The sequence below is a fragment of the Rathayibacter sp. AY2B9 genome, from assembly GCF_002931595.1.
In the GTDB taxonomy this organism is placed as follows: Bacteria; Actinomycetota; Actinomycetes; order Actinomycetales; family Microbacteriaceae; genus Rathayibacter.
The window spans coordinates 1-19,373 of the sequence record NZ_PSUB01000001.1 but is presented as its reverse complement, the minus strand read 5'-3'; the positions used below and the strand labels follow the sequence as shown (position 1 = coordinate 19,373).

The following is a 19,373-nucleotide window of genomic DNA, read 5'->3' as shown; positions in this document are numbered from 1 at the left end:
CCAGTTGACGCCCCCTGCGACCTCGCGTCGCAGGGGGCGTCCCTCGTCCAGCCGCTACGGCGCCGGATCCGGCGGAACGACGGCGCGCGCTTCTCCCCCTGTGACCCGGACCAGCTCGGCGAAGCTCGTCGGGTAGACGGTGTGCGCGTGCCCGGCCGCAGCCCAGACCACGTCGTAAGCGGCGAGGGCCGCGTCGACCACGGTGCGCAGCGGCGCGGGATGGCCCACCGGCGCGATCCCGCCGATCGTCTGGCCCGTCGCGGACTTCACCTCCGCGGCCGGCGCCCGGGTGATCGATCCGCCCAGCTGCACGCCCAGCCAGGCGGTGTCGACGCGGTGGCCGCCGCTGGTCAGGACCAGCAGCGGCGCACCGTCGAGCAGGAACACGAGCGAGTTGGCGATCTGACCGACGTCGACGCCCAGCGCCTCGGCCGCCAGTGCGGCCGTCGACGCGGCCGAGTCGAGCCAGCGCACGGTCGGGTGCACGCCGTGCCGGTCGAGGTCGGCGAGGACGCGGTCGACGGCCGGGTGGCTCCGTTCGCTCATGCCGCCGAGGCTAGCGCCCCGGCCGCGCTCACTTCTCGAACGTGGAGGCGTCGATAACGAAGCGGTAGCGGACGTCCGAGGCGAGGACGCGCTCGTAGGCCTCGTTGATCTGCGAGGCCGAGACGACCTCGACCTCGCTCGCGATGCCCTTCTCGGCACAGAAGTCGAGCATCTCCTGGGTCTCGCGGATGCCGCCGATGCCCGAGCCCGCGAAGGAGCGACGGGCGCCGAAGAGCGTGAAGACGTGCAACGGCAGCGCCTCGGCCGGAGCGCCCACGTTCACCATCGTGCCGTTGCGGCGCAGGAGCCCCAGGTAGGCGTCGAGGTCGAGGGGCGCGCTGACCGTGTTGACGATCAGGTCGAAGGTGTTCGCGAGATCGGTGAAGGTCGCCTCGTCGCGCGTCGCGTAGTAGTGGTCGGCGCCCAGGCGGAGGCCGTCCTCCTTCTTGCTGAGGGTCTGCGAGAGCACGGTGACCTCGGCGCCCATCGCGTGCGCGAACTTGACGGCCATGTGGCCGAGCCCGCCGAGGCCGACGACGGCCACGCGCTTGCCGGGGCCTGCCTCCCAGTGCGAGAGCGGCGAGTAGGTCGTGATGCCCGCGCACAGCAGCGGAGCGGCGGCCTCGTAGGGGATCGACTCCGGCACGCGGAGCACGAAGTCCTCGACGACGACGACGTGCGTGGAGTAGCCGCCCTGGGTGATGGTGCCGTCGCGGTCGACGGAGGCGTAGGTGCCGGTGTTGCCCTTCAGGCAGTACTGCTCCTCGCCCGCGAGGCAGTTCTCGCACTCGCGGCAGGAGTTCACCATGCAGCCGACGCCGACGCGGTCGCCGACGGAGTGCTTGGTGACCTCGGAGCCGACCTCGGCGACGACGCCGACGATCTCGTGGCCGACGGTCAGCGGGTACGCCACCGGTCCCCAGTCGCCGCGGACGGTGTGGATGTCGGAGTGGCAGATGCCGGAGTAGGCGATCTCGATGAGCACGTCGTGCGGTCCGACGTCGCGGCGCTCGATGGTGGTGGGGACGAGCGGCTCGGTCGCGGAGGGGGCGGCGTAGGCGGTGACGGTGAGCATGGGTTCTCCTCGTGGGGCGGGGCGCGCTCCGAGGACGTGTCCGACGGGGTGGGGGACGCGAGAGCGCCGGGCCACGCTACCGGCAGGCGACTGGACGTCGCCCCCGAGCGCGGTCCGGCGCGGGTCCCGTGGCGCGGGGCCGGTCAGCGCAGGGCGCGCTCGGCCGCCGTCACCACGTTGTGGATGAGCATCGCGCGCGTCATCGGGCCGACGCCGCCGGGCACGGGCGAGAGCCAGCCCGCGACCTCCGCCACCTCCGGTGCGACGTCGCCGGTCAGCTTCGCGCGGCCCGTCTCCGGGTTCTCGACCCGCGTGATGCCCACGTCGAGCACGGCGGCGCCGGGCTTCACCCAGTCGGCGCGGATGAGCCCGGGCACGCCCACGGCGGCCACCACGATGTCGGCGCGGCGCACCTCCGCGGCGAGATCGGCCGTGCGGGAGTGGGTGAGGGTCACGGTGGCGTCGAGGCCCTTCCGCGTGAGCAGGAGCCCGAGCGGTCGGCCGACGGTGAGCCCGCGGCCCACGACGACGACGTGTCTGCCCGAGGTCGGGATGCCGTGGCGCTGCAGCATCTCGACGATCCCGTTCGGCGTGCAGGGCAGCGGGCTGTCCAGCTCGCCCTCGACGCCGAGAACCAGGCGGCCGAGGTTGGTGGGGTGCAGGCCGTCGGCGTCCTTGTCCGGATCCATGAGCTCGAGCATCGCGTTCTCGTCGATGCCCTTCGGCAGCGGGAGCTGGATGATGTACCCGGTCACGGCCTCCGAGTCGTTGAGCTGCCGGATGGCGGCGCGGATGTCGTCCGCCGACGCGGTCGCGGGGAGGTCCACGCGGATCGACTCGATCCCGACCTCCGCGCAGTCGCGGTGCTTGCCCGCGACGTACGAGCGGGAGGCGGGATCGTCCCCCACCAGCAGCGTGCCGAGCCCGGGCACGACGCCCCGCTCGCGCAGAGCGGCGACCCGCTCCGCGATCTCCGTCTTGACCGCCGTCGCCGTCGCGACGCCGTCGAGTACCTGTGCCGTCATCTCGGGCTCCTCGGTCGTGGCGCGGCGGAGGGGGACGGTGCCCCGGCCTCCGCCGCGCGGGTGGTGCAGCGGATCGACTACAGCCCGGGGTAGAGCGGGAAGTCGTCGGTGAGGCGGGCGACACGGCCGCACAGCGCCTCGAGGTCGGCCGAGGGCTTGAGCGCCTCGGCGATGACGTCGGCGACCTCGGTGAACTCCGTGTCGCCGAAGCCGCGGGTCGCGAGCGCCGGCGTGCCGATGCGCAGGCCCGAGGTGACCATCGGCGGGCGGGGGTCGAACGGCACGGCGTTGCGGTTGACCGTGATGCCGACCTCGTGGAGGCGGTCCTCGGCCTGCTTGCCGTCCAGCGGCGAGTCGCGCAGGTCGGCGAGGACGAGGTGGACGTCCGTGCCGCCGGTCAGGACGTCGATGCCCTCGGCCTTCGAGTCGGCCGCCGTGAGGCGCTCGGCGAGGATCTGCGCGCCGCGGATGGTGCGTGCCTGGCGATCGGCGAACTCGGGCTCGCCGGCGAGCTTGAACGCGGTCGCCTTCGCGGCGATCACGTGCATGAGCGGGCCGCCCTGCTGGCCGGGGAAGACGGCCGAGTTCAGCTTCTTGGCGTACTCCTGCTTCGCGAGGATGAGCCCCGAGCGCGGGCCGGCCAGCGTCTTGTGGACGGTGGTCGTCACGACGTCGGCGTAGGGCACCGGCGACGGGTGCAGCCCCGCCGCCACGAGGCCTGCGAAGTGGGCCATGTCGACCCAGAGCTTCGCGCCGACCTCGTCGGCGATGGCGCGGAACGCCTCGAAGTCGAGCTGACGGGGGTAGGCGGACCAGCCGGCGATGAGCACCTGCGGCCGGACCTCGAGGGCCTTCTCGCGGACCGCGTCCATGTCGATGCGGAAGGTCTGCGGGTCGACGCCGTACGCGGTCGCGTTGTAGAGCTTGCCCGAGAAGTTCAGCTTCATGCCGTGGGTCAGGTGGCCGCCGTGCGCGAGCTCGAGGCCGAGGATGGTGTCTCCGGGCTGCACGAGCGCGGCGAGCGCCGCGGCGTTGGCGGAGGCTCCGGAGTGCGGCTGGACATTGGCGAACTCGGCGCCGAAGAGGGCCTTGGCGCGGTCGATCGCGAGCTGCTCGGCGATGTCGACGTACTCGCAGCCGCCGTAGTAGCGGCGGCCGGGGTAGCCCTCGGCGTACTTGTTGGTCAGGACGGAGCCCTGCGACTCGAGGATCGCGCGCGGCACGAAGTTCTCGCTCGCGATCATCTCGAGGTAGCCGCGCTGGCGGTCGAGCTCCTGCTGGAGCACGGCGGCGATCTCGGGGTCGACCACCGACACGGGCTGGTCGAACGAGGCGGCGACGCCGGGGCTGGCGGGGGAAGAGGACACGGACGCTCCTTGGCTGGGAAACGGAAGGGGCCCGGCAGGTCGCTGCGGCGCGACACGGCTCGTTCGGGCGACCCGATCTACGGTATCCGTTCCAGCCCAGGCGTGCGGCGGGAAAAGTGTCCGGGGCGCTGCCCCGGAGGAGGTGCCGCTCCCTGATGGTCACCCATCCGAACGCCAGTCGCGGCGGGCTCACTCTAGCAAGCGGGCCGGGTGGCGCGGGAGTCGCGCCAGTCGGGGGCGGGCACGCGCGATCGTGCGACGATCCCTCGGGCGGTCCCGGCGCGGGACCGGGAGGGAGGGCGTCGCCGTGAGTCCTCGACGCCGCTCCGAGCGCGTCGACGGCCGCAGCGACGAGGAGCTCGTCGCGCTGGTCCGGGAGGGCCGCACCGACGCCGTCTCCGAGCTCTGGCGCCGCCACTCCTCGGCCGGGCGCACCGTGGCCCGGGCGTGGGCGAGCAGCTCCGACCCCGACGACCTGGTCTCGGAGGCGTTCCTCCGCGTCCTGCGGGCGATCGAGCGCGGCGGCGGACCCGAGGGCGCCTTCCGCCCCTACTTCTTCACCGCCGTCCGCAACGTCGCGGGGTCCTGGGCCCGGCGGGACCGGCACGAGCGGCCGTTCGACGAGGCCGACCGCGCCCTCCCCTCTGCCGGCCCCGATCCCGAGGCGCACGCCCTCGCCGCCCTCGAGCGCGACCTGGGCGCGCGCGCGTTCCGGGCGCTGCCGCCGCGCTGGCAGGAGGTGCTCTGGTACACGGAGGTGGAGGGCCTGTCCCCCGCCGCCGCCGCGCCGCTGATGGGCCTGCGGCCCAACGCGGTCGCAGCGCTCGGGGTGCGGGCGAGGGAGGGGCTGCGCTCCGGGTGGATCCGGGAGCACGTGGCGGACGCCTCGGCGACGGGCGAGTGCGAGTGGGTGCTCGAGCGGGCGGGGACGTACGCGCGAGGACGAGCCCCCGTCCGGGACAGGCACCGCATCGACCGGCACCTGGACGGGTGCCTCTCCTGCCGGGAGGCGCTGGCGGAGGCCGAGAGCACTGCGCGCCGCCTCGCGTCGGTGCTGCTGCCGCTCTCGGCCGGCGTGAGCGGTGCGGCCGCCTGGGCGGCGGGCGGGGGCTCCGGCGCGGCCTCCGGTCCGCTGCCGAGCGCGGTCCGGGCGTCGAGCGCGGTTCGAGCGTCGAGCGCGGTCCGAGCGTCGAGAGCGGGCAGTGGAACAGGAGTGGTCGTCGCCGCGTCCGCTGCGGCGGCACTCGCGGTCGCGGGAGTCGTCAGCGCGGCGGTGCTGCTGTCCGGGAACGGGGGCGGCGCGCTCGTGGCGGCGGAGGACGCCTCCGCGCGGGTGGACGAGCGCGCAACGGCCGAGGCGGTTGCGCCGGCGTCGAGCGGAGGAGCGACGGCGAGCGCCGACCGGCCGGAGACGGACCCGGAGGCCGCGGACCGGACGAGTGCAGCGGACGGCGATCCGGCGGGGCGGTCCAGCGGTTCCGGCGCCGCTCCGAGGAGCACGGTGCCGACCGTGGCCGGACGGGCTGCGTCGGACGATGCCGGAGCGACGCGCGCGACCCCCGGGAGGACGGGACGCCCGCCGCAACAAAAGCCGTCCCACGATCCCGTCGGCGCACCGGCGTCGAGAGGGATCGAGGCGACCGCCTCCCCGACTCCTGCCGCCGAGCCCGCCCCGTCCCGGTCCCGACCCCCGCACCGAGCACTCCGGTCCCGGTTCCTGTTCCGATCGTGACTCCCCCACCGGACACTCCGGCTCCGGCAGCGACGCACGTACCGAGCACTCCGGCGCCGGTCCCGACAGAGGCGCCGAGCACCTCCGCTCCGGTCTCGACTCCCGCACCGGTCACGACCCCCACTCCGGCCACACCTCCCGCTCCGGCCGCACCGACCCTCGCGCTCGACACCGACGGCCGGCTGCTGCCCGATGCCCGGGGCACCGCCACGCCCGGCGCCGAGGTGCTCCTCGAGGACGCCTCCGACGGACGCCGCGTGGGCTCCGCCACCGCCGACGCCGACGGCTCCTGGACCGCGCCGGCGCTCCCCCTCCCCGCGGGCACGACCACGGTGCTGGCGCGCACCGCTGCAGGAGTCAGCGCCCCCGAGACGGTCGACCTGCGCGCTCCGGTGCTCCTCGCCCGGGCCGCGTCGAGCGGGGGCGCGGTCGGCGTGCTCGTGCTCGCCGATCCCGACGCGGACGGCCTCGACCTCCTGGTCGACGGCGGGCAGGTGCGGTCCCTCGCTCCCGGAGCCCCCGTCCTCGCCGCGACCCTGGAGGTCGGTCCTGGGAGGCACACGATCGGCGTCCGCTACTCCTCCCCGGACGGGCGGACGGGACCCGTCGCCGTCGTGTCCGTCGACGCGGGCTGAGGCGCACGGAGCGCCCCGTGCCCCACCGTTATCCTGGGCGGATGCAGCCCGAACCCGCCGCGTCCGCGACTCCCCGGCCCGCCTCCGCGAGCACCCGTCCGACGGGCAGCGACGCCGCGTGGTCCGGCGCCCGGCCCGCGGGAAACCACTGGACCCTGACCTTCGCCTGCCCCGACCAGCCGGGCATCGTGCACGCCGTGTCCGGTGCCGTCGTCCAGGCCCGCGGCAACATCACCGAGAGCCAGCAGTTCTCGAGCGCCGACACCGGCCGCTTCTTCATGCGCCTGCAGGTGGAGTCGCCGATCAGCCGCGAGGAGTTCGCCGCCGCCCTGCTGCCGATCACCGAGCACTACGGGATGACCTGGCGCCTCGACGTCGTCGGCCGGCCGCTGCGCACCCTCGTCCTCGCCTCCACGGCCGCGCACTGCGTCAACGACCTGCTCTTCCGCCAGCGCGCCGGGCAGCTCGCGGTGGACATCCCGATGATCCTGTCCAACCACGGCAGCCTGCGCGACCTCGCCGAGTTCTACGGCGTGCCCTTCGAGTCGCGCCCCGTGGTCTCGCCGGAGTCGAAGCGCGGGTTCGAGGAGCGCGTGCTGGAGGTCGTCGAGGAGCACGACGTCGAGCTCGTGGTCCTGGCGCGCTACATGCAGATCCTCTCCCCCGAGCTCTGCGCGCGACTGGCCGGTCGCGCCATCAACATCCACCACTCGTTCCTGCCGGGCTTCAAGGGCGCGAACCCGTACAAGCAGGCGCACGCCCGCGGCGTCAAGCTGATCGGGGCGACCGCGCACTTCGTGACCAGCGACCTCGACGAGGGGCCGATCATCGAGCAGAACGTGGTGCGCGTGGACCACTCGCACTCGGTCGCCCAGCTCGTGGCGATCGGGCAGGACGAGGAGAGCCGCACGCTCACGCAGGCGGTCAAATGGTTCGCGGAGGACCGGGTGCTCCTCGACGGGGCCCGCACCATCATCTTCCGCTGACCTCCGGCGGCTAGCATGGTCGGCGTGAATCGAGCAGGAGCGGACACCGCGGGCACCGACATCAGGATCGGCCCGAACGCGATCCTCCGGTTCCTCCTGGAGCTCGTCGCGCTGGCGACCTTCGCCCTCTGGGGCTTCGCGTCGTGGGACCTCCCGTGGAACATCGTCCTCGGCATCGGCGCTCCGGTGGTCGCCGCGCTGATCTGGGCGCTCTTCCTCTCGCCGCGTGCGGTCCTCGCGATCGACGTCTACGGCCGCTCGCTGATCGAGCTGCTCGTGATGGGCGCCGCCGCGCTGGCGTGGCTGGACCTCGGCCAGCCGGTCGTCGCGATCGTCTTCGGCGTCCTCGCCGTCGTCTCCGGCGTCATCGCGGGACGCCGCTCCCTCTGATCCTGACGGCGGCCGCTCAGGCCGAGGGGCGCTCGCCCGGAGCCGTGCACCGCTGTCCCCGAGCGGGCACCGCTGTCCCCGAGCGGGCACCGCTGTCCCCATGCGCTCGCCGCGGCCCCGGAGCGGAACCGAACGCGTCGTCCAGGCTCGCAGCCGCTTGTCGCCACTGCGCTCTCCCGTCGATGCGCCGCCGTCGATGCGCTACCGCAGCGGGATCCAGGGCCGATCGCGCCGCCGGGCCCGCAGTCGAAGGTGCTCCGCCCCGCCTGATCGCCGCTCTCTCCCCCGACCCCCTCCCGCCTTCCCTCTCGAGCCGTTCCCCACGCAGCCCGGCCGGTCCTGCTCCCGGCACGCACCACGAGCCGCCCCGTCTCCGCCTCCCCGGGCCGGGAACGGCGAACGGCCGCCCCCGCCGCTCCGGGAGGAGCAGGGGGACGGCCGTTCGCGGCGGTCGCGGAGGACTACTCCGCGGCGCCCGCCTCACGCTGCGCCAGGGCGCGGCGTCGGAGGCCGGTGATCACAGCACCTGCACCGAGGAGGGCGAGGGCGGCGGCTCCGAGGAGACCGCCGTCGAAGCCCGTCGACGGGAGGCCGCCGGCGCCGTGGCCGGGCGCGCCCGGTCCGGCGGTCGGCGTGGAGGTGGGCTCCCCCGGTCCGGCGGTGGGGCCGGCCGTCGGCGTCGCGGTCGGCTCCGGGGTGCCCGTGGGCTCCGGAGTCGCGGTCGGCGTCGGGGTGGGGGTGACCGCCTCGGTGACGTCGACGCTCACGAGCGTCGCGAGTCCCGAATCGGTGTAGGCGACACGGCCGAGGTAGCGGGCCGGGCCCGCCAGGTTCGACCAGGAGACCGCGTACGCGATCGGCTCGCCCTGCACGGCGTCGACCACGGCGGGGTCGGTGCTCAGCGAGCCGAGACCGTTCTCCGGAGTGATGACGAAGCTGCGGAAGTCGAACGTGACGGTCGAGGATCCCGGAGCGGTCGAGTAGACATCGGCCTGGACCGTGTACTCGCCCGGAGCGGGGTCGGCGATGTCGACGCGCTCGTCGGCCGAGCCGGTCGCCGAGGTGAAGACCTTGTCGGTGCTCTCGCTGGTGACGGTGAGGTCGAGGTCGGCCGCGTCGTCGAGCGAATCGAGATCGAAGCGGGCGAACTCGGCGCCCTCCGGCACCACGACGGTGGTCGTCAGCGACTTCCCCGTGGGGAGCGTCGCCGAGTGGCCGTCAGCGGCAGTGGCGTCCACGGCGAGGACGCCCTCGGCGAGACCGCTCGCGGTGAGCGGCAGCGCGCCGGTGATGCCGGGCGTGACCGTCACCGTGCCGGTGCCGGTCGAGCCGGTGCCGGAGACCTCGTAGGGCGCGTCCAGCAGGACGGGGCGCACCGCGATCGGGCTGCGGACGTCGTGCTCCGCGCTCGCCCAGGTCAGGTAGCCGGTGGCGAACTGGTTGAGCGCCGCCGAGCCGGTGGTGAAGGAGACCGTGTACTCCGCCGTCTGGCCCGCACCCGTGAAGGAGAGGGTCGAGGGCGAGACGACGGTGTCGATCCCGGCGAGGCCGTCGACCGAGGCGGTGTAGGTGCCCGCGCCGGTCGAGGTGACCGTGCGGGTCACGGTCTGCGTGCCCGCGAGGGCGCCGATCGCGATCGAGGCCTGGTTGAGGTCGGACGGGTCGATCGCGGCGATCGGGTCGATCACCGGGTTCGAGGTGAAGACGTAGCCCGCACCCTTGAGGAACGCGATCCAGTCCTCCGTGCCGCTCTGGTAGAGCAGTCCGGGATCGAGGAACGCGGCAGGGTCGACGTGTCCGGCGCCCTGGGCGAAGACGTCCTCGGACGCGGCGCCCGACTGGTCGACGCTGTCGTAGGCGGAGGTCATCATGGCCGACTTCACCGCGGACGGCGAGGCCTTCGGGGTCGCGCCGAGGATCAGCGCGCCGAGGCCCGCCACGTGCGGCGACGACATCGAGGTGCCGGACTCGAACGCGAAGGCGGGGTCGTCGCCCTCGGCGTTGAAGCTGTCGGCGAGGATCGCGACGCCGGGCGCCGTGAGGTCGGGCTTCAGCACGTCGGCGCCGTCCGCCTCAGCGGGTCCGCGCGACGAGAAGCCGGCGACCTGCGGGACGGGGATGGAGGCTCCGGACGAGTTGCCCTCGGAGAGGGTCACGGTCGCACCGGCGGTGCCGGCGTAGGTCGTGATCGCCTGGTAGGCCTGCGAGTCGATCTGGATGCTCGGGACCGAGTGGTCGTCGACGTGCAGGGCGTTCGGGGTCGGGTTGAGCAGCAACATGCCGATGCCGCCGGCCCGCTCGACCTCGGCCGACTTGGAGACGCGCGCGGTGACGCCCGCGGTGCAGGCGACGATCGTGCCCTTCACCTTGTCGGGGTCGAGGGTGCCGGTCTCGCAGATGGCGGGGTTCTCGGCGCCCGAGCGGACGACGTCGGCGCTGTTCACCAGCGGTCCGGTGACGTCCTCGTGGACCGAGATGGATCCTCCGACGAACTTCTGGCCGTCGCCGAGAGCGGCGGTCGCGGTGTAGGTCGGGATGGAGGACGCGGCGACCGTGGTGTACCAGGGCGACGCGTGGTCGAGCGTGGAGGCGCCCGCACCCGAGTTGCCGGCCGAGGCCGCGACGAAGACGCCCGCGGCGGCGGCGTTGAGGAACGCCTCGTCGATCGCGGTCAGGGTCGAGGTGGCCGAGCCGCCGCCGATCGAGAAGTTGATGACGTCGACGCCGTCCTTGGTCGCGGCGTCGATGGCCGCGAGGATGCCCGCTCCGGAGCAGAAGTCGTCGTCGTCGGTGCCCTCGTCGGGTCCGTTCCAGCAGACCTTGTACGCGGCGACCTTGGCGGCCGGGGCGACTCCGGAGATCTTCCCGTAGTCGTAGCCGTCGACGCTCGCCTCGACGCCGTTGTTGCCGGCTGCCGTGCTCGCGGTGTGCGAGCCGTGTCCGTCGGCGTCGCGCGGGGAGCGGTACTCGGGGTTGTCCGTCGAGCCGACCTCCTCGTCCGCGAGGAACCAGCGTGCGCCGATGAGCTTCTGGTTGCACTCGTCGCCGTCCCACTGCTCGGAGGCGGGGAGCCCCGGCGAGCAGGAGCCGACGAAGGTGCCGCCGTCCGACTTCACGAAGGAGGTGGTGGTGCCGTCCGTGTAGGGGGCCGCTCCGGGCGAGGTCGCCAGGGGCGCGCCTGCGAAGGAGGGGTTCTCGGGCGCGATGCCGGAGTCGATGACGCCGACGACGACGCCCTCGCCCGCCTTGTCGATGCCGCCCAGCTTCTGCCAGACGCCGTTCTCGCCCTCGAGGCCGAGGAAGTCGGTGGAGCGCTGCTGTCCGGTGTCGGGCACCGGGGTGCCGGCGGCGGCCGCGGCGAGCGGCGAGGCCTGCGCGGCGCGGTCGACCTTCAGGTTCTCGACCTTGCGGACCTGGGCGACGTCGCGGCGGCTCGCGAGCTCGCCCGCCTGCTCGCCCGAGAGGGTCGCGGAGAAGCCGTTGAGGGCGACGGTGTAGTGGTAGCCGATGGCGGCGTCGACCGCGGAGGCGACGTCCTCCTGGCGCTGCTCGAGGTGGGCGGAGTAGTCCTCCACCGGAGCCGAGGCGGCCTGCAGCTGCGCACCGTCGACGGGCGCGGTGCGGGCGAAGCGGGCATCGCTGCCCTGGTAGGTGGCCGCGGAGGGCTCGACGAGGGTGACGACGTAGTCGCCGTCGTCGAAGCTCTGGCCGACGGAGAGCCCGCCGACGAGCGAGGCACTGCCGGCGAGAGGGGCGGCACTGGCGCCGGTGGTGGCGAAGGCCGCGGTCGCGGCGACTCCGAGGACGGCGAGGCCCGCGAGGATGCGCCTCTCAGCGCGGCGGACGGGTGGTCGGTGGGACAGGTGGATCGGCAATCGATGTCCTTACTCACATTCGCTGGGAACCGGATCGGTTTCCACACAGAAACGACCCTACGAACTCGATTGCCCAGCTTTGTTACGAACAGGTAACGAAGTTGACGCTGAAGGGGGCCGATCCGTTGGCACTCCCCCTCCCCGAGTGCTAAATTACTCGCGTTGAGCCGGGTCGGCTCAACTCTTGGAACTCTTCGTTGCACGACTGAATGGAGTGATCTCATGGCTGTCACCTACGACCCCGTCCGCGAGCTGGACCGCCTCGCCACCGCCCTCCTCGGCTCCGGTCAGGGGCCCCGCCGGATGCCGATCGACCTGTACCGGGACGGCGACCACTACGTCCTCACCGCCGACCTCCCCGGCATCGACCCGGGGTCCGTCGACGTCGACGTGGACGGGCAGCTCCTCACCATCCGTGCCCAGCGCACCGTCGCGAGCGGCGACGACGTCACCTGGATCACCCGGGAGCGCCAGTCGGCGACCTTCGTCCGCCAGCTGAGCCTCGGCCAGGGCGTCGACACCGAGCGCATCGCCGCGTCCTACGACAACGGCGTGCTCTCGGTGACCATCCCGGTCAGCGAGAAGGCGCGTCCCCGCCGCATCGAGGTCGTCTCGACCGCCCGCCCCGAGCAGGTGCGGATCGGCGAGGCGGCCGCCGAATAGGACGACGAGCGAGGGCCCGTCCGCGATCGTGCGGGCGGGCCCTCCGCCTGTCCGCACGCCCTACGCTGGCCGGATGCGCGCCTCCTCCTCCGACACCGCTGTCGGCGTCCTGCTCCCCCGCGATCTCCCCGCCTCCGAGGTGCTCGGCTACGCCCGCCGCGCCGAGGAGCTCGGCTTCGACGAGCTCTGGGTGGTCGAGGACCTCGGCTTCCGCGGCGGCATCGCCCAGGCCGGCGCGGTACTCGCCGCCACCGAGCGGATCGTCGTCGGCATCGGCATCCTGCCCGCCGCCGTCCGCACGGCGGCCTTCACCGCGATGGAGCTCGGCACTCTCGCCGAGCTGTTCCCCGGCCGCGTCCACGCCGGCATCGGGCACGGGATGCCGCACTGGATGCACGGCCTCGGCGTCTGGCCTCGCAGCCCGCTCACCCTGCTCGAGGAGCAGTTCGGCGCGATCCGCTCGCTGCTCTCCGGCGAGCGCACCGACCGCTCCGGCCGCTACGTGCACGTGGACGGCCTCGTCCTGGAGTCGCCGCCCGCCGTCGTGCCGCCGCTGCTGGCCGGCGTCCGCGGACCGAAGTCGCTGGCGCTCGCGGGCCGGATCGCCGACGGGGTCGTCCTGGCCGAGCCCGTCACTCCGGAGTACCTCGCGGCGGCCCGCGGCCACCTGGGCGGCACCGGACGGATCGTCGCCTACAACGTGGCCGCCGTGGACGACGACGCGGCCGCCGCGCGCGACGCGGTCCGGCCGGGACTCGAATGGATCGGCGAGCCGGACTGGGCGCCGCATATCGAGCCGCTCCCCTTCGCCGAGGACTTCGCCCGCCTGCGGGCCGAGAGCGCCGACCGCGCCGCCTTCGTCCGCGACCTGCCCGACGCCTGGGTCGACCAGCTGGCCGTCGTGGGCACTCCCGAGGACGCTCGTCGCCGCATCGGCCTGCTGCACGAGGCCGGTGCGTCGAGCGTCGTGCTGATGCCGTCGGGGCCCGATCCGCTCCACGCGATGGAGGAGCTCGCCCGGGCGCTCTGAGGCGCTCGGCCCGGGCGCGTCCCACCGGGCCCGGAGACGCGTCCGGCCCGCAGGATCCGAGGATCGTGCGGGCCGGACGCGTCTGCTGAAGCCGGTGATCAGGCCGACATGCGGGCCTTCAGGTTCTCATCGAGGGTCGCGAGGAACTCCTCGGTCGTCTGCCAGCCCTGCTCGGGGCCGACGAGCAGGGCGAGGTCCTTCGTCATCTTCCCGGACTCGACCGTCTTGATGACCACGTCCTCCAGGGTGAGCGAGAAGTCGATGAGCTCCTGGTTGCCGTCGAGCTTGCCGCGGTGCGCGAGACCGCGCGTCCAGGCGTAGATCGAGGCGATCGGGTTCGTCGAGGTGGGCTTGCCGGCCTGGTGCTGGCGGTAGTGGCGCGTGACGGTGCCGTGCGCCGCCTCCGCCTCGACGACGCTGCCGTCGGGCGTGGAGAGCACGGAGGTCATCAGGCCCAGCGAGCCGAAGCCCTGCGCGACGGTGTCGGACTGGACGTCGCCGTCGTAGTTCTTGCAGGCCCAGACGTAGCCGCCCTCCCACTTCATGGCCGAGGCGACCATGTCGTCGATGAGGCGGTGCTCGTAGGTGAGGCCCGCGGCGTCGAAGCGCTCCTTGAACTCGGTCTCGAAGATCTCCTCGAAGATGTCCTTGAAGCGGCCGTCGTAGGCCTTGAGGATCGTGTTCTTGGTGGAGAGGTAGACCGGGTAGTTGCGCGAGAGGCCGTAGTTCAGCGACGAGCGGGCGAAGTCGCGGATCGACGCGTCCTGGTTGTACTGGACCTGCGCGATGCCGTCGTCCGGGGCCTTGTAGACCTCGAACCTCATCGGCTCGGAGCCGTCCTCGGGCGTGAACTCGACGGTCAGCGTGCCCTTGCCCTTGAAGACGAAGTCGGTGGCGCGGTACTGGTCGCCGAACGCGTGGCGGCCGATGATGATCGGCTTGTTCCAGCCGGGGACCAGGCGCGGGATGTTCGAGATGATGATCGGCTCGCGGAAGATCACGCCGCCGAGGATGTTGCGGATCGTGCCGTTGGGCGACTTCCACATCTTCTTGAGGCCGAACTCCTCGACGCGGGCCTCGTCGGGGGTGATGGTCGCGCACTTCACGCCGACGCCGTGCTTCTGGATGGCGTGCGCCGCGTCGATCGTGACCTGGTCGTCCGTCTCGTCGCGGTACTCGATGCCGAGGTCGTAGTACTCGAGGTTCACGTCGAGGTACGGGTGGATGAGGGTGTCCTTGATCTTCTGCCAGATGATGCGCGTCATCTCGTCGCCGTCGAGCTCGACGACCGTTCCCTCAACCTTGATCTTGGACATTGCTCTCCCATGGTGTCGATGACCCCGCACCTGTGCGGGACGGGCGGCTCTGCACCGCTCCGGATGGCCTCCGCCAGCCTACCCGAGGCCCGAACTGTCTCGATGTCGAGACAGTTCTCGATCGTCCGCGCCGGGGCCGGCGCACGTCGCCCGACAGGAGGATGCCCGCCGTCCTGCGCCGCCGGTACAGTGACGGCATGAGTGACCTCCGCCTGGAAGAGCTGTCCGCCTCGAACATCTCCGCCGTGAACGGTCTGAGCCTCAAACCCGGCCAGGAGCAGTTCATCGCGCCGGTCTCCTACTCCGCCGCCGCCGCGGTGATCGACCCGGGCGCCTCCTGGCAGCGGGCCGTGATGGACGGCGACGAGCTGGTCGGCTTCATCCACGCGCACTTCGACCCGGAGGCGGCGGAGGAGTTCCGCAGCTGCATCTGGCGCATCAACATCGACGCGGCGAAGCAGGGCCGCGGCGTGGGCACCTTCGCCGTCCGCGCCACCGCCGACGAGGCCCGCGCCCGCGGCTTCGACACCCTCACGGTGATCTGGGAGTCCGGCGAGGACGGCCCGGAGCAGTTCTTCCGCTGGATCGGCTTCGAGGTCGTCGGCGAGACGCAGTACGGCGAGAACATCGGGGCGCTGACGCTCTGAGCGCGGCGCCGGAGGCAGCGGAGCCGGCCGACTTCGTCTCCGCCGTCCTCGAGGTGGTCGCCTCGATCCCGCCCGGCCGCGTGATGGCCTACGGCGAGATCGCCGCGGTCCTCGGCACTCGTGCGGCACGCGCGGTCGGCACGGTGATGGCCCGCTACGGCTCCGACACCGCCTGGTGGCGCGTCGTCCGCGCGGGAGGAGCGCCCCCGGTCGGCCACGAGGAGCGCGCCCGCCGGGAGTACGAGCGCGAGGGCACGCCCCTCGTCGTCACGCCGGGCGGCTGGCGCGTCGACGTGCGCAGCGCCCGCTGGCGCCCCTGAGCCGGGAGCGGCTCCGGGACGTGAGTCGCGAGCAGCAGCCGATCAGACGAGCGAGTCCCGCCAGGCCGCGTGCAGGGTGGCGAAGCGGCCCTCGCCGGCGATGAGCGCCTCCGGGGTGCCGTCCTCGACGATGCGGCCGTGCTCCATCACCAGCACCCGGTCGGCGATCGCGACCGTCGAGAGGCGGTGCGCGATGATGACCGCCGTGCGGTCCGCCAGGAGCGTCTGCAGGCCCTGCTGCACCAGGCGCTCGCTCGGGATGTCGAGGGAGGAGGTCGCCTCGTCCAGGATCAGCACCGCCGGGTCGGCCAGGAACGCGCGGGCGAATGAGATCAGCTGGCGCTGACCGGCCGAGACGCGGCCGCCGCGCTTGTTCACGTCGGTGTCGTAGCCCTCCGGCAGCGCCTGTATGAACTCGTGCGCGCCGACCGCCTGCGCGGCCCGGACGATCTCGTCGTAGGACGCGGTCGGCCGCCCGATCGCGATGTTGTCGGCGACGGATCCGGAGAAGAGGTACGCCTCCTGGGTGACCATCACGATCGCGCGCCGCAGGTCCTTCGGGTGCAGCTGCCGCAGGTCCACTCCGTCGAGGGTCACCACGCCGTCGCTCGGGTCGTAGAAGCGCGAGATCAGCTTGGCGAGCGTCGTCTTGCCGGCGCCCGTGGACCCGACGAGGGCGATGGTCTGCCCTGCGGGGATGTCGAGGTCGAAGCGCGGCAGCACCTCGCGGTCGGCGGTGTAGGCGAAGCGGACGCCCTCGAAGCCGAGGCGGCCCCGCGCCTGGCGCAGGTCGACCGGGCGCGCCGGATCCGGGACGCTCGGCTCCTCGGCCAGCACGCCCGAGATCTTCTCGAGCGCGGCGGCCGCCGACTGGTAGGAGTTGTAGAACATCGCCATCTCCTGCACCGGGTCGAAGAAGCGCCGGGTGTAGAGCAGGACCGCCAGCAGCGCGCCGATCTCGAGCCCGCCGTCGAGCACGCGGACGCCGCCGATGAACAGCACCACGGCGACGGTGACGTTGCCGATCAGCACGAGCCCGGGGTCGAAGGTGCCGAACACCCCGAAGACGCGCTTGTAGGCGAGCCGGTACTGCTCGACGACCCCGCCGAACACGGACTCGTTGCGCTTCTGCGTGCGGAAGGTCTGCACGGCGCGGATGCCGGTCATCGACTCCACGAACTGCACGATCAGCCGCGACGAGGCGACGCGGGTGCCGCGGAACAGCGCCTGCGACCGCTTCTGGAACCAGCGGGTGAGCAGCGCGAGCGGCACCAGGGCGCAGGCGAGCACGATGCCGCTCACGCCGTCCAGGGAGACGAGGGCGATCGCGACGAAGCCCATGTAGAGCGCACCCTGCACCAGCTGGTTGATGCCGGAGTCGAGCAGCTCGCGGATGGAGTCGAGGTCGCTGGTCTGGCGCGAGATGATCCGGCCGGAGGTGTAGTTCTCGTGGAACTCCAGGCTCAGCTTCTGGGTGTGCAGGAAGACCCGCTTGCGCAGGTCGATCAGGATCGCCTGGCTCACCCGCGCGGAGAGCACGGTGTACCAGGCGACCAGGAGCGCGCCGACGAGTCCGGTGAGGATGTAGGCGCCGACCGTGACCGCCAGCGGGGCCGCGTTCCCCGCGAGGACCGCGGGCAGGCCGTTGTCGATGCCCGCCGCGATCAGCGCCGGTCCCGCGACCTGGGCAGCGGTCGCGACGACGACCACGACCGCGGTGAGCACCAGCCGCAGCCGGAGCGGCCGCAGCAGGGAGCCGAGCAGCCGCAGCGAGCGTCGGCGCAGAGCCGCCGACTCCGCTCTGCTGAGGTCGTCGCGCTCCTCGGAGGAACCGAGCGTGCTCATGATCGCGTCTCCTGGTGGGTCGTCGTGGGGCGGGAGCCGATGCGCTCGGTCCCGGCGGGCCGGGTCAGCTCGTCCTCCTCGAGGCTCGAGATGACGAAGCGGTAGTGCGGGCTGCTCGCGAGCAGCTCGCTGTGGGTGCCGACCGCGGTGATGCGGCCCTCCTCCATCAGTGCCACGCGATCGGCGAGCGCCACCGTCGAGGGGCGGTGGGCGACGATGATCGCCGTGGTATCGCCGAGCACGCGGCGCAGCCCCGCCTCGACGCGCGCCTCCGTGTCGACGTCGAGCGCCGAGAGCGGGTCGTCGAGGACGAGCACCGCCGGACGCGCGGCCACCGCGCGGGCGAGGGCCAGGCGCTGGCGCTGGCCGCCGGAGAGGCTCATCCCCTCCTCGCCCACCTTCGTGTCCAGGCCCTCGGGGAGGCGGTGGACGAAGTCGGCCTGCGCGATCTCGAGGGCCTCGAGCAGCTCCTCCTCGGTCGCGTCGGGTCGGCCGAGGAGGACGTTCTCGCGCACGCTCGTGGAGAAGAGCGTCGCGTCCTCGAACGCCATGCCGATGTGCGTGCGCAGCTCGTCGCGGCGGAGCCGGCGGATGTCGACGCCGTCGAGCTCGATGGCTCCGCCGGTCACGTCGTAGAGGCGCGGGAGCAGCGCGGTGAGCGTCGTCTTCCCGGACCCGGTGATGCCGACCAGTGCCATCGTCTCGCCCGGCTCGACCTCGAGGTCGACGCCGTCGAGGAGGTCGCGGTAGCGCTCGGGGGCGTCCTGGTAGCGGAAGTGGACGTCGCGGAAGCGGACCCGACCGCGCGGCTCGAGGATCGTGTCGGGGTCCTCCGGGTCGGTGATGGTGTTCCGGCTGTCCATCACCTCGAAGTAGCGGTCGACCGCCGTGCGGGTGTCGAAGGTCATCGAGAGGAGGAAGCCGATCGACTCCACCGGCCAGCGCAGCACGGTCGCGGTGGCGAAGAAGGCGAACAGCTCGCCGACGCTCAGCTGGCCGGCCGCGGCGAGCCAGACCCCGCCGAGCAGGCAGAGCGCGAACGCGATGTCCGGCACCAGCAGCAGGACGAGCCAGATCCCGGCGATGGCGCGGGCCTTGTCGATCTCGGTGCCGCGGAGCTTCTCGGCCTGGCCGGCGAAGTTCTCCAGCGCGTGCTGGTGGCGGCCGAAGGCCTTGAGGACGCGGATGCCGTGCACCGACTGCTCGACGGTCGTGGCGAGGTCGCCCGCCTGGTCCTGGCTGCGGCGCGCGATGCTCGAGTAGCGCTTCTCGAACGCGAACCCGTAGATCCAGACCGGGATCGAGCACACGACGAAGAGCACGCCGAGGATCGGGTTCCAGTAGACGAGGACGCCGAAGCCGACGACGATCGTCAGCGCGTTGACCACGAGCAGGACGAAGCCGAAGGCGATCCAGCGGCGGATGAGGCTGAGGTCGCTCATCGCCCGCGACAGGAGCTGCCCGCTCTGCCAGCGGTCGTGGAACGAGACGGGGAGGTCCTGCAGGCGGCTGTAGAGCGCCGAGCGCATGCGCGCCTCGATCCGCGTGCTGGGGGTGAGGACCATCCGGCGCCGCAGCGCGATGGCACCGGCCTCGACGACGCCGAGCACGAGGATGACGGCGACCGGGCCGATCAGCGGCCCGAGGTCGCCGGAGCCGGCGGAGGCCGCTCCGTCCCCCAGCGGCCCGTCGACGAGCTGCTGCAGGACGATCGGGATGACCAGCGACACCAGGCTCGCCACGAGCGCGACCGCGATGCCGCCGACCAGCCGGGGCAGGGAGTCGCCGACGAAGGGGACGAGGCGCAGCAGGGTCTGCAGCGTGCTCGGGCGCTTCTGCGCGGGGGCGCCGGGAGACGGGCGGGCGGGAGCGGACACGGCGGAGGGCTTTCGCGACGGGGTGCGTTCCGTAGAGCGGGGTG

At 72.9% G+C, this 19,373-nt stretch carries 16 protein-coding genes; 8 read left to right on the top strand and 8 right to left on the bottom strand.

What is annotated here, in order from left to right:
- Positions 1-54 precede the first annotated feature (54 nt).
- The 4 genes from C5C25_RS00080 to glyA form a co-directional block, all read right to left on the bottom strand.
- A complete protein-coding gene (locus C5C25_RS00080) occupies positions 55-546 on the bottom strand; it encodes a YbaK/EbsC family protein (protein WP_104249356.1) in 492 nt (163 codons plus the stop codon).
- A 28-nt stretch (positions 547-574) separates the two neighbouring features.
- Entirely contained in the window at positions 575-1,621 is a 1,047-nt protein-coding gene (locus C5C25_RS00075) for an NAD(P)-dependent alcohol dehydrogenase (RefSeq protein ID WP_104233905.1), read from the bottom strand.
- Positions 1,622-1,764: 143 nt separating this feature from the next.
- Positions 1,765-2,646, bottom strand: a complete 882-nt coding sequence (locus tag C5C25_RS00070; protein ID WP_104227279.1) for a bifunctional methylenetetrahydrofolate dehydrogenase/methenyltetrahydrofolate cyclohydrolase — start codon at positions 2,644-2,646, stop codon at positions 1,765-1,767.
- A 77-nt stretch (positions 2,647-2,723) separates the two neighbouring features.
- The gene (gene glyA, locus C5C25_RS00065) at positions 2,724-4,013 is read right to left on the bottom strand and encodes a serine hydroxymethyltransferase (RefSeq protein ID WP_104249355.1); all 1,290 of its coding nucleotides are present in this window, start codon (positions 4,011-4,013) and stop codon (positions 2,724-2,726) included.
- 307 nt (positions 4,014-4,320) lie between these two features.
- Between glyA and C5C25_RS00060 the strand changes: the two genes are divergently transcribed.
- The 4 genes from C5C25_RS00060 to C5C25_RS00045 are packed head-to-tail and all read left to right on the top strand — an operon-like array spanning position 4,321 to position 7,756.
- A complete protein-coding gene (locus C5C25_RS00060; RefSeq protein ID WP_146079387.1) occupies positions 4,321-5,745 on the top strand; it encodes a sigma-70 family RNA polymerase sigma factor in 1,425 nt (474 codons plus the stop codon).
- On the top strand, positions 5,742-6,380 hold the full coding sequence (locus tag C5C25_RS00055; RefSeq protein ID WP_104249353.1) for an Ig-like domain-containing protein: 639 nt from the start codon (positions 5,742-5,744) through the stop codon (positions 6,378-6,380). Before C5C25_RS00060 ends, C5C25_RS00055 begins: the two co-directional genes overlap by 4 nt.
- 41 nt (positions 6,381-6,421) lie before the next feature.
- Complete coding sequence (purU, locus tag C5C25_RS00050) at positions 6,422-7,366, top strand: formyltetrahydrofolate deformylase (protein ID WP_104227281.1); 945 nt, start codon at positions 6,422-6,424, stop codon at positions 7,364-7,366.
- A gap of 24 nt (positions 7,367-7,390) precedes the next feature.
- Positions 7,391-7,756 (top strand): YrdB family protein, encoded by a 366-nt coding sequence (locus C5C25_RS00045; RefSeq protein WP_104276971.1) that lies wholly within the window; start codon positions 7,391-7,393, stop codon positions 7,754-7,756.
- Positions 7,757-8,217: 461 nt separating this feature from the next.
- Here C5C25_RS00045 and C5C25_RS00040 read toward each other — a convergent pair whose 3' ends face one another.
- Positions 8,218-11,631 carry a S8 family serine peptidase gene (locus C5C25_RS00040; protein ID WP_104249352.1) on the bottom strand — a complete coding sequence of 1,138 codons (3,414 nt, stop codon included), beginning with the start codon at positions 11,629-11,631 and terminating at the stop codon, positions 8,218-8,220.
- 222 nt (positions 11,632-11,853) lie between these two features.
- Here C5C25_RS00040 and C5C25_RS00035 point away from each other — a divergent pair, with 222 nt between their 5' ends.
- Positions 11,854-12,294, top strand: a complete 441-nt coding sequence (locus C5C25_RS00035; protein WP_104233909.1) for an Hsp20/alpha crystallin family protein — start codon at positions 11,854-11,856, stop codon at positions 12,292-12,294.
- Positions 12,295-12,367: 73 nt separating this feature from the next.
- Positions 12,368-13,324 carry an LLM class flavin-dependent oxidoreductase gene (locus C5C25_RS00030; RefSeq protein WP_104249351.1) on the top strand — a complete coding sequence of 319 codons (957 nt, stop codon included), beginning with the start codon at positions 12,368-12,370 and terminating at the stop codon, positions 13,322-13,324.
- Between the two features lie 98 nt (positions 13,325-13,422).
- Here the strand turns inward: C5C25_RS00030 and C5C25_RS00025 are convergent, their stop codons facing one another.
- Entirely contained in the window at positions 13,423-14,640 is a 1,218-nt protein-coding gene (locus C5C25_RS00025) for an NADP-dependent isocitrate dehydrogenase (RefSeq protein WP_104224939.1), read from the bottom strand.
- 197 nt (positions 14,641-14,837) lie between these two features.
- Between C5C25_RS00025 and C5C25_RS00020 the strand changes: the two genes are divergently transcribed.
- Both C5C25_RS00020 and C5C25_RS00015 read left to right on the top strand, forming a co-directional pair.
- Positions 14,838-15,287, top strand: a complete 450-nt coding sequence (locus C5C25_RS00020; protein WP_104224946.1) for a GNAT family N-acetyltransferase — start codon at positions 14,838-14,840, stop codon at positions 15,285-15,287.
- Positions 15,284-15,607 carry an MGMT family protein gene (locus C5C25_RS00015; RefSeq protein ID WP_104238475.1) on the top strand — a complete coding sequence of 108 codons (324 nt, stop codon included), beginning with the start codon at positions 15,284-15,286 and terminating at the stop codon, positions 15,605-15,607. The genes C5C25_RS00020 and C5C25_RS00015 overlap by 4 nt, the downstream gene beginning before the upstream one ends.
- 42 nt (positions 15,608-15,649) lie before the next feature.
- Here the strand turns inward: C5C25_RS00015 and C5C25_RS00010 are convergent, their stop codons facing one another.
- Both C5C25_RS00010 and C5C25_RS00005 read right to left on the bottom strand, forming a co-directional pair.
- Positions 15,650-17,452 carry an ABC transporter ATP-binding protein gene (locus tag C5C25_RS00010; protein WP_104249350.1) on the bottom strand — a complete coding sequence of 601 codons (1,803 nt, stop codon included), beginning with the start codon at positions 17,450-17,452 and terminating at the stop codon, positions 15,650-15,652.
- Entirely contained in the window at positions 17,449-19,329 is a 1,881-nt protein-coding gene (locus C5C25_RS00005; RefSeq protein ID WP_104249349.1) for an ABC transporter ATP-binding protein, read from the bottom strand. Before C5C25_RS00005 ends, C5C25_RS00010 begins: the two co-directional genes overlap by 4 nt.
- Positions 19,330-19,373 lie beyond the last annotated feature (44 nt).